Origin of the sequence: Desulfosporosinus sp. HMP52, assembly GCF_000765145.1 — a bacterium.
In the GTDB taxonomy this organism is placed as follows: Bacteria; Bacillota; Desulfitobacteriia; order Desulfitobacteriales; family Desulfitobacteriaceae; genus Desulfosporosinus.
This window is the reverse complement of the sequence record NZ_JMGA01000039.1, coordinates 112,078-126,296: the sequence shown is the minus strand read 5'-3', so window position 1 is coordinate 126,296 and position 14,219 is coordinate 112,078. Positions and strand designations below refer to the sequence as shown.

Below are 14,219 nucleotides of genomic sequence, written 5' to 3'. Positions count from 1 at the left end.
TTACTTTATATGGATCTTAACAACAGCATTAGTGCCAGGCAGTAACGTGACATCGCTTTTATCGAATTCAATTTTTATAGGTACCTTTTGGATGACTTTTGTAAATGTACCACTTGTTGATGAGGGCAGCAAAGCAAAGGTTGAGTTTGAGGCCTGGCCGACATGCATTATTTTTCCGGCAAAGGACTTATCAGAATACTGATCAATTGTTATGTCGACATTCTGCCCCTGTCTTATCTTTGTCAACTTTGTTTCTTCAATATTTGCACTAATATAAAGCTTTTCTGGATCAACGATTATGGCCACTGTTTGACCCGCAGAAATAAATTCCCCGACAGTACCTTGCTTCTTAATAATTATCCCATTAATAGGTGCTCTAAAAACAGATTGGTCAATGTTTGTCTCTTGAGGACCACTCATCCCTTGACGTCCTAAGATTTGATCCTTAACAACTGTATCTCCCTCACTAATATTTAGTTCTAAGAGCTTACCTGAAATCTGCGGACTTACACTTACCAGATCACCGGCGACTCGTGCATCCTCCGTTGAAACGTAGTATGCATTTTTATACCAATAATAGCTAGCAACACTAGCTAAAGCAATCATCATTACTCCAACAATTAAAGAAATGAGTTTTTTCCGCTTGTCAGCCATCTTCTCCACCTACCCTTATTTAATCAGACCGATTTCAGCCAGCATTCCTGGTTTCAACACAGAATCGTGGTTATCAAGATTTATTCTTACTAAAACGCTTTTGCTGCGTGAATCGATGACAGGATCTATCATTGATATTTTTCCGTTAAATTGTTGCTCTTTAATATCCGGTACTTTAACTACAACTTCGTCCCCAACCTTAACATCTTCAATAAATCCATCCGGCAAAGAAGCTTTAACAAACAAGGAATCAAGATTAACTACCGAGATCAAGGCTACCCCCGGAGTCGCTAGTTCACCTAGATTAATATTTTTTACACTGACAACTCCGGAGATGGGGGACACAATCCTTCCATTTGCTAACTGAGTCTGAGCAAGTTCTAAGGCTGCCTGGGATTGAGCTACTTGTGCCCTCAAGACATCTAGAGATTCCGGTGATTCGCCTTTTACTAATAGGTTTAGTTGGTTTTGGGCCGAATCGTATTGTGCATGAGCCGCAGCAAACTGAGTCTGAACAGATTCAAACTGGGCTTGAGATATTGCCCCAGCCGCTAAAAGCTGTTGGTTCCGCTCAAGATTATTTTTAGAATTGGTATAACTTATCTTTGCACTTTCTAAATTTGCCTCTGCTTGAGCAATTTGTTCCGGGCGCGCACCAGCCTCCATTTTTTTCAGATTTGCCTGGGCCGTATTAACCCCTGCCTGCGCCTGTGCCACCTGCGCTTCAATATCCTTTGTGTCTAGGCTAATTAGCAAATCACCCTTCTGAACTACCGTTCCAACTTCAACTGAACTTTCAAGAACCTTAGCAGAAAGTTTGCTGATAATTTGTGTTTTTTCGTTTGCATCAATAATTCCAGCCATTACGAAAACAGGTTTACTTGCTTCAGCCACACTATCCGTTTCAACCTTTGGACTTGAACTGTTGCATCCTGTAAGCAAGACACTCATCATTAATAGAATACTGAACACCCTTTTCATTCCAATCCCCCTTTGTTTGTGTAAGAATAGTTCGCATGCGTACATTTAGGGCACGATTTAATTTACTGCCATTTGAATCCTATGTCAATACCTTTATTGAATGATTTTCTTTTCAGATTATATCTTCACTTCCTGCGATAATTTGAATAATTAAAGGCTCTAAAAAAGCATCTGCTTTATCTACAAACAGATGCTAGAAATATTGGAACCTGACAAATTGTTTATTCCATATAATGGATCAACAGTTAAAGATGACGATTAAGCGCAGGTCGTTTTTAATATGAATTAATTTTTTAGGTAAGGAGTGATATCATGGACAGATGGCATCGTAGGCAGCGCAGACGGTTTTGGCGTCGGAATCCTTGGATAGTTATAATTCCAGTTCCTCGATGGGGCCGCCGGCATTGGTAGCATAATACTGCTAAAAGACATTTGCACACGTGTGAATGTCTTTTTTATCTCTTACTTAAGACTTCTCGCAGTTTAGCATATTGTTCCTCTGCCTCATCTTCATCAACAAACCACAATGATCCCTCTTCTACGGATTCACTGTTAAAGGTATGAATCAAGCCTGAAGATATTACTCCTTTACCCCACGCAACAAAATATTGAGCTGGAGAATTGACAGGATTAACTCCCGAACCATAATAAATCGGAACTCCATCAACTTCCATGGTCATATAGATTTTGGCGTTCGTCGTTCCACATGGATTACCCATTTGATTCCCTTCTTTCCTCTTGTTATTACTTCACTTAAGCATCCAAATAGTCTATAATGACAACATATTAAGAATAGATTATTAAACTCGTTCATTCGGGTAAAGTGTTTGATATTAGGACTTTTTTTGGGGGAGCCTTTACGATTTATTGAATTGGGGGAGTTAAGATGTTTACTCAAGCTTACACACCTGAACAGTCCGCCTTTGGAAAACTCGAAAATGGGCGTGATGTTCTTATCCTTTATGTTAAAGAATTCAATGAACAAGTTAGAGCTATCAATCAGTCCGGCCTTTCCAAATATACTTATCATTGGTTTTCAACTGAACATAAAGATGCCTATGTCCTTCAAGTAACTTGGGAAAATGAAATACATATTTCTATTCGCTTTAACCCTCAACACTTTGGTCTCATTCATCAACTACTTGAACCAAAGGATGTTATCCTAACCACAACTCCCCTATCTCAACTTATGGAAAAAGCTCAAGCTAACAACTTTAGCTTCATAGAATTTAACGATGTTCTTACCTTTTGTAATTTATCCTTTGTACCGGATACCGATTCTGAAACTGATTCTGATACTGACTCTAATTAAGCAGTAAACTGTCGAATGCACGAGCTAAAAAGAAATACTTGCAATTTCCTCTGGCTATCGTATAATTATGTGAAAGAGTTGGCAATGATGCCTACCTAAGTATTAGGTAGGCTATTTCTATTTTGAGGTGAGCTAATGGCAAACGAGAACTTAGTTATTGATACATCAATCCTTTTAAGCGAGCTCAAAGAGGCTAATCAAGAAATGAGTCAGGTCATTGAATCTATCCGCCAAATAGCCCAACACACAAACCTCTTATCTTTAAATTCTGCCATTGAAGCAGCAAGAGCAGGTGAAGCAGGTCGTGGCTTTAGCGTCGTAGCCGATGAAATTAAAAAACTTGCTACCCGGAGTCTCGCTTCAACCAAAGAAAGCACAACAATTATCGAGAATATTCAGAGTAAAGCAAACGAAGTTATGGCCGTACGGATGGCAGATGTCGCCTATGATACCATTGATAAGATTGACCGAAATCTTTTCGAACGCAATTGTGATGCACAAGCTTGGGCTGGCTTTGATAAGGTTAAGAACTGCTTCTGTACAACAATTACCGACCGTACTTCCATCGCCAATACCTTACTAAAAAAACTGGTAGATATTTATGAGGTATACAATGACCTATATGTTTTGGATACAGAAGGTATAATCCTAGCTGCCGGTGTTCACCACGAACTCATCGGGCAAAATATGGCGGATAGAGACTGGTTCAAATCTGCCAAGGCTGAGAATGCTATATCGGTAAGTGACTTATACTATTCTTCGATTAGTAAATCTCATACTGTTGCCTACACATGCCCTATTCGCGGCGAGGATGCTCAAATCTTAGGATACTTTTCTACTCGATTTAACTGGAATTTCATCTATGACATTATTGATTCTGCTCGCATAGGCAAAAATGGTGATATATTCATTATTAACAGCGCCGGCTATGTTATTGCCTGCCGAACCAGAAAGGGCATCCTTACGGAAAATTTAAAACATTTAAAGGCTGCTCAATTAGCTATTAACGGAGAAACCTACGGTTATCTTTTTGAAAACGACACAATGGGCACTAAAATCTATGGTTATGCTCATACACGAGGATATAACGCTTATAGAGGGAAAAACTGGTCTGCACTTGTAAGCGAAACACTGTAACTATTATAAAGAAAAGACATCAAGCCCTCCTCTTCAGATTTGAAGAGGAGGGCTTGACTATTAGACCCGATTTTGCAGCCTCTCTCGAACGCTGGGATAACGGTCAAGATCTGTATGGGGAAGAAACTTGCTGCTGACAAACTTGTCCATAAACGCAGCATTAGCATTTAACTCAAAATAGGTGACCTTCTGGGCAATCTCTTCGGCCTCTAAACGTTTTGTTCTGGATAAGAGCACTTGACGGGCAGCTTCTCCTGAACTATTGCCTAAACGAACAATTGCAGTTCGGGGAAGATCAGGGTAAAGACCTATTGTAACAGCAGACTCGATTGGCAAATACTGGCCAAAAGCCCCAGCTGCGTAGAAATGACTAATTTCACGCCAATCACACCCAACATTCTCTATCAGTAAATCAGTAGCAGCATTGACTGCCCCCTTCGTTGCCATAAAGTTCTTGATATCGACTTGGGAAACGACAATGTCCTCCCCAGATGCTGTTTCATGAGCAGGTACTACGACAAATTCTTGCTGGCCATTTTGAAACCGGGCACTGCGATCAATAATCCCACTCAGGAAAAGTCCGGCAAGGGTGTCTACTAAGCCTGAACCACAGATGCCCAGAGCAGGCATATTACCAATTGTAGAATAATCAACCCAGCCAGTTTTCTGATTTATGGAAACATGATCTACTGCTCCTTGTTCTGCTCGCATTCCATAAGTTGTGACCCCGCCCTCTAGCGCTGGTCCTGCTGCTCCGGCACAGGCGACAAGCCAGTCTTTATTACCCAAAACAATTTCCCCATTGGTGCCAATATCCACAAAAAGGGATATTTCTGACTGTTGGTGCATACCACTGACAAGTATTCCGCCTATGACATCTCCTCCCAGAAAACTTCCTATACTCGGGAGACAATAAACCGGTGCCAGTGGAGAAATATCTAGACCAATTTCCCCAGCTGTGATTAAGCCCGGATTATTGACAACAGGAATATAAGGAGCACGGCAAATGGAAGCAGGATCCAGACCTAATAGCAAATGAATCATCGTCGTATTGGCACCTATGGCTGCTGCAGAAATCATACTTGTTTCTGACGGTAACGGGTAAAGACGTTTTATCAAACGATTAAGGGTAGCTAGAACTGCTTCTTGGAGACTGGCTAAACCATCTGGCGAGGATGCGTAACGTATTCTAGTCAGTATATCCTCCCCCATAACAATTTGATCATTATAATCTGCCGCATACTTAAGTACTTTTCCATCAGTGAGATCGATCAAATAAACAACCACTGTTGTGGTTCCTATGTCTATGGCCAGTCCCAAATGTTCTTGAGTGGTATCACCAGGCTCCATATCAATAAGTGTCCATCCCTGACAGGTTTCCGATAAAACAGCGGTGAGCTTCCAATTAGAGCTCCGGCATATCTTAGGGATCTTCGACATAAGTGACAAAGGAATTCTAACCGACCCATAACTACGCTCTAAGAATTGACGTATTCGGTCAATATCCCCTCGATTATCCTGGGGGTTGGGCTGGCCGATTGTCAAGAGCACTTTTCTGGTAAGGGGCTCCAGACTATGGAGAGTGGATTTAACCTGATCTGAAAGAATAACAGGTTTTTGAGTATTGTAAGTCATAAAATAATACCTCTTTAAAAATATTTTTATTAAAAATGAAGTCTACTCATTAGAGAAGGTTGGTAAGCCTTACTTACGCCCCCAGGTCCGTAACTTCAAACTCATGAACTACCTCAACAAATGATTTCTGACCGGGTGAGAAACTCTTTTCCCTGAAGGTTACCCGATTATTTCGAGCAATTAATAACACCGTCGAAGATCTTGTTCCATAAACCGTACCTCTAATAAAGGTCGAAGACAATAACTTTTCCATTTCGTAATCAATTCCAGTATTAGGTAGGTCGTGATCATTGGCCTTTTCCTCATCAAGTAAGATTTCAAAAAGCGGGTCAGTTTTGATGGTAGGCCTACTTTCTATATATCTTGCTAGTTTTTGTTTGCTTTTTAGAACTTTAGGCCAAGAAGTATCTAAGAGATGATTACTGAGACCATATATTCCCGGTTTGAGTTCTTCCATCTCCCCTGTTTGTTGGGAATAATATAGCAAACACGAGAAATCTCCAACAATAAGGTTAAACGGATTGTAACTTCCTTGATAACTATTTACATTTCGCAAATAGCTGATTGGGGGTTCATTCAGACATAAAAAGTTACTGACCAAAGTACCCCTAGATTTTGGATCAGCAAGTAGCAACGATCGATCTCTATAATTTGTTAGGGCAGCTAAACGTCCTGAACGAGTTATCCCCATCCAGGTTCCAAGCATCTCTAAATCTCTGCCAGCCAAAACCCAGGGATGAGTTTCCCAAAAATGAGCCTTTTCAGTTGGCCGTCGGAAGTATTCATCTCTATTTGCCGCAAGAATTAATCGATAGTTTGGGTGGCAGTCATAGGCAAAAACTATCAAGCACATCGGATCTAACCTCCCCCTCTCCTTCGCAAGATATGCCCTACCAAACTTTAGTCTCTTCGTAACTGCTCTGGCCACTGAATTTCTCTATCTTATTTCACAAGTTTTAAGCGGTAGTACTCATAAGCTACTTCTGGATAAAAACCCGTGCTTTTATACAGCTTTAACGCCTCGGCATTCTCACTATTCACTTCAATAGTTATCTCGGATCTACCTCTTTGCAAGAAATTATCGATGATAAGATGCAAAAGTTCTTTCCCATAGCCTTTACAACGATATTCAGGTTCAATACCAAGTCCAAATATCGACACACCTTCACCCTCTAGGTTTACTGAAACTATCCCAATAATTACTTCACCTAGAATCGCTAGAAATTGTTCTCTATCCTTTAATTTAAAGCGATTAATAATTAGGCTCTCAGATTCTGCATAGCTATCACTAAAAACCTTCATGTTAGTTATTATCGCCTTTTCGAGATCTTTTTTCTCTACCTTCAAAAGTCGTAGACGATACTCTTTTAAGCTAGTATAACTTACATTATCTAAGCTCATATAATACTCAGTATGATCATAACTTGCTTCGAAAGAATCAACAACTCGTTTACCGGCAACTGAAGAGCTTTCACATACAAATAATATTTCCGGCACATTAAATTGGCCTAATTCTTTAACTGCTTTTGCTAGTAATGATTTAAAAAGACCCTTTCCTCTGAACTTAGGTAGAGTGTAAGCTGTAATCTCTGCTTCATGTTCTGTTGGAATGAACATAGACAACATACTTACTAGATTACTTTTGTCATAGAGTAAGAAAAAGCTCTTAATCCGTTGATTGAAGTTTAATGACGGATCTAAAAAAAAGCTTCCTTGAAGACTATCGTGATCCATACAAACACTTTCTAAGTTGAGTACATCCTCAATAGCCCTTTTACTTAGACTTGAACATGACTTAATGATCATCTTCGTCTCCAATTGACACTTTTCCACAAACACACCCCACAATGCGGTTCCTAAGCTTAATCTCTTTCGAAAAGCTTATCAATATTATAATTTGATTATATAACTTCGAACAGGGTTTAGGGTAGATCACTTAATATTTATTATATAATTTTTTCCATATACGGACTTCTTAGAAACAAAGAAAAGTCCACTCCTTGTATAACTCAAGGATAATGGACTCTGCTTTCTTCGTTTCATTTACCAACTTAAGAAAAACTAATACTAAGTGCTTCAGACGAAAACACCCAGAAACACCATAACTAACGCTGCGGTCACAGCAGTTAATAAAATGGCAAATACAAAAGCAATTCGAATAACCGCAGTCTCTTCCCCCAATTTATCGATAGCTGCAGAAGCATTCTGAAGCTTTGCCGGTGAAATAACACTTGCCAAGCCTCCTCCAAAGGCTAAGCCTGCAGTGATAATCAACATTTCCAGTAATCCCATATGAAGCATATTTGAAGTCTTAAGAGTATAGGTTGCAAACATAGCTATTGTGGATGCTTCGCTGCCGGTAATAAATCCCCCCAACAAACCAATAAAGGCCACAACCGACCCATAAGCATCACTGAAGATTTGAGAAGAGAAATTAGCCAAAATTTGAACCATACTTGCTACTGCATATTTATTAGTAGTCATATCAAAGCCGGACATATTCATTATCTCCCCAATAACGAAGAAGATAATTGCCGCAAATACCGGTCTAGGGGCTCTCTTCCACCACAAGGTAAAGGTTTCCCTCAATTGTGTCTTTGTAGGTTTAATGAAGATCATGGAGAGGAAGGTGCTTATAAAAATCCAAGTATAAGCGTTCCATAAAGCTCGTGTCACAATGGGCTTGCCATCTGCCGATAATCCCGCTAAGGGAAGAGTAATTTTCCTATATAAAAGATTAAACATATCAGAGGGAAGGTTTAATCCTAATATTAAAATCACAAGAAGTCCCCAAGGTGTCAAGGCCTTCCAAAAGGGATAACTTTTCTCATAGTCTAATTCTTCCTTTGTCAATCGACTTTTATCAATTATCTTTTTCCCAGTGGACAAGAGATACAAAGACATTACAATAATGACTGCAGCACCACACATAATTCCGGTTAGAACCACTAATCGATCTACTTTATTTGTAAAAAATGACACAACAGCTATTACTGCACCAGTAATAACTACAGGCAACCAACCATCTTTTATCCCCTGCCAACGCCCGACAATCCAAAGCATGCAAAATCCTATTAAAGTTGAAATAACCGGCAGAAACATAAAAAAGACACTTCCTGCCTGAGATAAACTTATTTCATGGCCCTGTCCCAGAAAAGAATTGGCAACGTCTACAAAGACGACAATAGGAGCTCCTAACAAGGCGTAAGTGCATAGAGCATCATATCCTATGCAGGGTAGAGCGATGGAAACATAGGTAGAATAACCCAGGGCCAACATAATGGGAGGGAGCAGTGAGACAGGCGTCGCTCCCACTGAAACCATTAAAGTTCCAAAGCCAATATTAATCATCATGATTTGTACCGCTTTATTTTCGCAGGCAATTGTTTTGATAAATATAATTATTCTTTTGAGGGCCCCGGTTTTTTCCATATAAGCCATTTGCAATAAAGAAGCTGCCACAACTAAAGAAACCGCGAAGGATCTCACTACTCCGGTTATGGTTGACCTAATTAAGACTTCCAAGTTCGTTTGGAAAAAAAAGAAGGCAATAATCGAGACAACAACCCAACCAACAATACCACTTATATCTGCAGGCTTTTTCCAGATTACAAGCATTGCTATAATGACTACAATAGGGGTTAATGTTAACAAAAGTGAACTAACGGGCACCACAATTAACAACTCCACTTCATTTAGATTTGAACATCCTAGGATTAACCCCTAATATCCGAAGCCAAATCCCTTACTTCCAACAGATTACAATTCTGCACACCTTTATTTCGCAGACTGATTCCGATAATCGAAGACCCGTTTCGCCTTTCCTGCACCCCTTTCTAGGGTTCCCGGCTGAACAATCTTCAAGCGAACATTAATCGAAAGTACACTGTGTAGTTTCTGGCGAATGTAGCTTGAGAAGTCTTCTAACTTTGAATAGGGTTCAAGCAAATCCTCACGGGTAAGCTCCACTACTACCTCCAGCTCGTCGAGGAAGTTGCGTCTGTGCACGTTTATCAAATAGTGGGGACCAATCCCCTCAATGGTCATGAGAACACTTTCAATCTGTGAAGGAAAGACATTTACACCACGAATAATAAGCATGTCATCAGTCCGCCCGATAATTTTCCGCATGCGAGCAGTGGTTCGCCCACACTGACAAGGCTCCTGGGTAATGCGCGAAATATCTTTAGTCCGAAAACGTATCACCGGAAAGGCTTCTTTGGTCAAAGATGTAAAAACCAGCTCTCCTTCTTCTCCCGGTTTGAGAACTTCCCCTGTCTCCGGATCAATTGTTTCAACAATAAAATGATCCTCTGCAATATGATGCCCGCATTTGCAAGTGCATTCTCCTGCAACCCCCGGCCCCATGACTTCGCTGAGGCCATAGTTATCTGTAGCGGTAATTTGAAGCCTGGATTCAATTTCTGTGCGCATTTCTTCTGTCCAAGGCTCTCCACCGAAAAGCCCAATTTTTAACTTTAAAGATGAAATATCAATGCCCATCTTTTCCGCAACTTCCGCAATGTACAAGGAATAACTCGGTGTGGATATTAGAACCGTTGTCCCAAAATCCTGCATTAACATTAGCTGTCGTTCTGTATTTCCGCCTGAAACAGGTACTACTAACGCTCCAGCTCTCTCTAGTCCATAGTGTAAACCAAAGCCGCCGGTAAATAGACCATAGTTGAAGGCAATTTGGGCGACATCTTCAGAAGTAACCCCTGCTAAGCTAACCATCCGGGCCGTCAAGTCAGTCCAAGTATTCAGGTCATTAGCTGTATAGCCTACTACCACAGGACGTCCAGTGGTGCCCGATGAGGCATGAACCCGAACCAATTCTTTCTGAGGCACAGCAAAGAGACCGAAGGGATAATTGCTGCGCAAATCATCCTTAGTTGTAAATGGCAAGCGCTTGAGATCATCTAAGGATTTAATATTCTCAGGAAATATCCCTAATTTCTCAAATCTATCTCGATAATGAGGCACCTTATTGTACACCCTGTTAACTGTCCACTTTAAACGTTCCAATTGAAGTTCTTCTAATCGATTACGGTTCATACATTCTTGCTCAGAGTTCCAAATCACAATAACCAACCTCACTTTTTGGGATTTAATTATATTTTTAAAAACAAAAATAGCTACCACGAAAAGGATAGCTATTACACATAATCGCAAAAATGCGTCATATTCTCCCATCCTTCCATTCTAATGGATTACCACTTTGTTTCCCAAAATAATTAGTCTACCTTACTACAACCTGCGAAACCTCTCACAAGTTTTCTACAATACATATTCTAACGAACTACTATCTAATTGTCTAGAGTTTTTTCTGCTCAGCATGAACCTCATTATTTAACTAACAGGTTATCTACGTACTGATATACATCGAGTACCTTTTTAGCCTTTAGATTACTTCCCAAAATCCCTGCACTACTACCGAAGATATACCCTGTACCCCATTCCCCTGGAGAAGTTACTTCCAATAATTGCAAAGCTTTCTCTGCCCTATTTTCCGCTTCAAACCAACCCAAATCATATCCACCCATTAAGCAAAGTTTATTATCAGTAGCCATTCTAACTTTTCTAATGTCAGATATTGAAGAAAAATCGAGAGAATGTAAGCCATCAAAACCACAATGAAGAATATCATCTAATACGGATAATAAATTCCCATCAGCATGAAAGAAAACCGGAACTTTTTCCCTTCTTAAAAGCATTACTTCCTCGGCTAGACCAGGGAAAAAGTATTTACGGAGAGCCGAGGGGGATATAAACGTTCCATTTTGATAGGCAATGTCATCCGCAATAATTATTCCATTCGCACCTGAAGCTAAGGCCTGAAATCCTAGCTCAACGTTAGCAGCTATAGCTTTCGAGACTAGTTCAGGAATTATGGAGTCACCTTTAGCAATCGCAAGCAAATAATCGGTAAACGAAGTGAAAAGTTTAGCCGCCCCTTGAAAAGGACCATCAATTATTGCAAAAATAAAAAAGTCTGTCTCTTTTCGCCATTGCTTAATCTCTTCCCACACCCGGTTCTCTGCATTCAGGGACAATGAAGGAGAAAATGCTAGGGCATCAAGTTTGCAACGTTCACAGGCCTCTATTCTGTGATTAAATGTTACTCTATCCTTTAGTCCCAGCAATTCAATAATCAAGCCATCCTCAAGATAAAACTCCCCTTTAGGAATACGATCCACTTTTTCAAATCGGGTGGCTGCCAAAATTCGGTTGATTTTTGACATTTCACATACTTCCTTCTTAACCTAAATTCGGGTTCTACGGTTTATGCACTTAGCTCACTCCTTGACATTATAAACTCTACACCTCATTTTTACTAGAACTAAACAACAAACCACGCTTTAGATGAGCGCGGTTTGTTGTTTACTATTCCATTACTTAAAAGAAGAGGCGATTGGTATACCCTTGCCCTTGAAAACCTTGACCTTGAGCTCCTTGACCTAGAAAACCCTGGCCTTGAACTCCTTGACCTTGAAAACCTTGGTTAACAACGACGTTTCTAGTAATTGGTTGATAGTAGTATTGTGGAACATCGACGATATTTTGACGGTTAATAGTCACAATCGGTTGAATAACAGGTATCATTCTTTGAGCGTAATAATCTCTGACACAGTATTGCGGGGGACAGCAAATCGGCTTACAACCACTACCATTCATTGAAAACTCACCTCCTTAACCTCACTATATGCAACTATTATCATTAATGGCATTAAATTCCATAATATTTACTTGTACTTTTTCACCATCATTCTTGATAGACTAGATTCTGAAGCACCCAATAAAATGCCCCAGCAAAATCTGTAATTTGCTGGGGGGGTATTTTTAAAGGCACATAAATATTCACCAATGACGCCCTAGTATTTCAGAGCTTTCCAATCGATTTTTGGCACTAACCCTTCTTGAGCTGCTTTCCCTAACAAGGTGGCTACCGCTTTATATCCCAATTCACCGATATTTTCCGTGAATTCGTTAACGTAGAGTTTAATATGAGCTTGAGTCACTTCATCAGATAGCTCTTGACTATGGTATAGTATGTATTCTTTAGATTCCTTAGGGTGAGCCCATGCATATCTAACCGATGCCCTGATCCAAGCCGCGATTGCCGTCAGATCTAGTGACCGCCGGGCTACTATAGCTCCCAGTGGAATCGGCAGGTTAGTTTCCTGCTCCCACCACCCTCCTAAGTCTACCATAAGGGCAAGGTCATATGAGGGGTAGGTGAATCTAGCCTCGTGAATTACTAGACCTACATCTACTAACCCATCCCGCACTGCCGGCATAATTTCATGAAAGGGAAGAACAATAATTTCACCGACTCCACCTGGTACATTTTGAGCTGCCCACAATCGGAATAGCAAATAGGCAGTTGATCGCTCGCTAGGGACAGCCACTCGACAGTTCTGTATATATTCTGGCCCATTAAGCTTGCTTGTGTTCCTCATCAAGAGCAACGGTCCGCACCCTTTACCTAATGCCCCTCCACAAGGCAAAAGAGCATAATCAGATAAAACCCAGGGCAGTGCGGCATAAGAGATTTTAACAACATCTAAATCCCCAGAGGCGGCCGCCAGATTGTTTGTAATATCAATATCGGCATACTTTACATCGATCCGTGGTGCGCCGGGTATTAATCCATGTACCCAAGCATGAAAAACAAATGTGTCATTTGGACAAGGAGAGAATGCAATTTTCATACTAATACCTCCCTTAACACCTTACAAGCTACCCCCAAATTATCCAGTGCCTCTTTAACTTTCCAAGATGTCCGATCACGTGGGCCTACCACGTTTGAGATTGCTCGAATCTCAAAAAAAGGCACGCCATGACTAAGCGCGGCAAATCCTACCCCGAATCCTTCCATTGCCTCAGCAGACGCCCCCTTTGTCCGATCAGACAATGCTTTGGCTGTTCCGCTAGTGCCTGTAATGGTAGAAACTGTGAGTACCGGCCCGGAGTAAACCGTCAACTCAGTCTTTTGTAAGGCTTTCATCATATGCTCTACAATGCCAGAATCAGTCTTAATACTGGTAACACCAAAGCCCAAGTCATCCAAATTGCAGAAACCTGTCGGAGTCTCAGCGCCTAGATCCGCAGCAACACATTCTGTAGCTACCACGAGTGATCCTACTGCAGCTTTTCCCGAGAACCCCCCTCCAATACCTGCACTAATAACTAAACGATAGTTGTCAGCAGTTAACGCTCTACTTGTATTAACAGCAACCGCAACCGCACCGACTCCTCCTACTATGACGTTAAACCTCGAATCCTTTTCAAGGCCATTTAATACTGCCTCTTTCTCACCATCGACAGCTGTAACTATTAAAATTTCAGCCGGAGTTGGCATTTCAAAAAACTCCTTTAATTTAAATAATTTTCAAATGCGGGATTCATAGCATTAAAACTAGAGATGAAAATCCTATCCTTTAGAATTTTAACCCCTAGTTTCAATACTTAACACCTGAAGTTCACAAAGAGTCCA

The 14,219-nt window shown here is 40.6% G+C and carries 14 protein-coding genes; 2 read left to right on the top strand and 12 right to left on the bottom strand.

Annotation, left to right across the window (positions count from 1 at the left end):
• The 3 genes from DP73_RS15160 to DP73_RS15150 form a co-directional block, all read right to left on the bottom strand.
• Window positions 1-654 carry an HlyD family efflux transporter periplasmic adaptor subunit gene (locus DP73_RS15160; RefSeq protein WP_034600560.1) on the bottom strand — a complete coding sequence of 218 codons (654 nt, stop codon included), beginning with the start codon at window positions 652-654 and terminating at the stop codon, window positions 1-3.
• Between the two features lie 15 nt (window positions 655-669).
• Window positions 670-1,635 (bottom strand): efflux RND transporter periplasmic adaptor subunit, encoded by a 966-nt coding sequence (locus DP73_RS15155; protein ID WP_034600559.1) that lies wholly within the window; start codon window positions 1,633-1,635, stop codon window positions 670-672.
• 455 nt (window positions 1,636-2,090) lie between these two features.
• A complete protein-coding gene (locus DP73_RS15150; RefSeq protein WP_034600558.1) occupies window positions 2,091-2,354 on the bottom strand; it encodes a hypothetical protein in 264 nt (87 codons plus the stop codon).
• 167 nt (window positions 2,355-2,521) lie between these two features.
• Here DP73_RS15150 and DP73_RS15145 point away from each other — a divergent pair, with 167 nt between their 5' ends.
• Entirely contained in the window at window positions 2,522-2,947 is a 426-nt protein-coding gene (locus DP73_RS15145) for a hypothetical protein (RefSeq protein WP_034600557.1), read from the top strand.
• A gap of 135 nt (window positions 2,948-3,082) precedes the next feature.
• Window positions 3,083-4,084, top strand: coding sequence for a methyl-accepting chemotaxis protein (locus DP73_RS15140; RefSeq protein WP_034600556.1), 1,002 nt, complete (start codon window positions 3,083-3,085; stop codon window positions 4,082-4,084).
• Window positions 4,085-4,144: 60 nt separating this feature from the next.
• Here DP73_RS15140 and DP73_RS15135 read toward each other — a convergent pair whose 3' ends face one another.
• From DP73_RS15135 to DP73_RS15095, 9 genes are all read right to left on the bottom strand, one after another.
• Window positions 4,145-5,719 (bottom strand): ASKHA domain-containing protein, encoded by a 1,575-nt coding sequence (locus DP73_RS15135; protein WP_034600555.1) that lies wholly within the window; start codon window positions 5,717-5,719, stop codon window positions 4,145-4,147.
• A gap of 73 nt (window positions 5,720-5,792) precedes the next feature.
• On the bottom strand, window positions 5,793-6,572 hold the full coding sequence (locus tag DP73_RS15130) for an NRDE family protein (RefSeq protein ID WP_034600554.1): 780 nt from the start codon (window positions 6,570-6,572) through the stop codon (window positions 5,793-5,795).
• 89 nt (window positions 6,573-6,661) lie between these two features.
• Window positions 6,662-7,552, bottom strand: a complete 891-nt coding sequence (locus DP73_RS15125) for a GNAT family N-acetyltransferase (protein WP_242865774.1) — start codon at window positions 7,550-7,552, stop codon at window positions 6,662-6,664.
• A 243-nt stretch (window positions 7,553-7,795) separates the two neighbouring features.
• On the bottom strand, window positions 7,796-9,391 hold the full coding sequence (locus DP73_RS15120) for an L-lactate permease (RefSeq protein ID WP_034600588.1): 1,596 nt from the start codon (window positions 9,389-9,391) through the stop codon (window positions 7,796-7,798).
• A 105-nt stretch (window positions 9,392-9,496) separates the two neighbouring features.
• Window positions 9,497-10,804, bottom strand: coding sequence for a phenylacetate--CoA ligase (locus DP73_RS15115; protein ID WP_034600587.1), 1,308 nt, complete (start codon window positions 10,802-10,804; stop codon window positions 9,497-9,499).
• 263 nt (window positions 10,805-11,067) lie between these two features.
• Window positions 11,068-11,964 carry a uroporphyrinogen decarboxylase family protein gene (locus DP73_RS15110; protein ID WP_034600552.1) on the bottom strand — a complete coding sequence of 299 codons (897 nt, stop codon included), beginning with the start codon at window positions 11,962-11,964 and terminating at the stop codon, window positions 11,068-11,070.
• 154 nt (window positions 11,965-12,118) lie between these two features.
• Complete coding sequence (locus DP73_RS15105) at window positions 12,119-12,397, bottom strand: hypothetical protein (protein ID WP_034600551.1); 279 nt, start codon at window positions 12,395-12,397, stop codon at window positions 12,119-12,121.
• 197 nt (window positions 12,398-12,594) lie between these two features.
• The gene (locus DP73_RS15100) at window positions 12,595-13,434 is read right to left on the bottom strand and encodes a 1,4-dihydroxy-6-naphthoate synthase (RefSeq protein ID WP_034600550.1); all 840 of its coding nucleotides are present in this window, start codon (window positions 13,432-13,434) and stop codon (window positions 12,595-12,597) included.
• Entirely contained in the window at window positions 13,431-14,084 is a 654-nt protein-coding gene (locus DP73_RS15095; protein WP_034600549.1) for a futalosine hydrolase, read from the bottom strand. The genes DP73_RS15100 and DP73_RS15095 overlap by 4 nt, the downstream gene beginning before the upstream one ends.
• Between the last annotated feature and the right edge of the window lie 135 nt (window positions 14,085-14,219).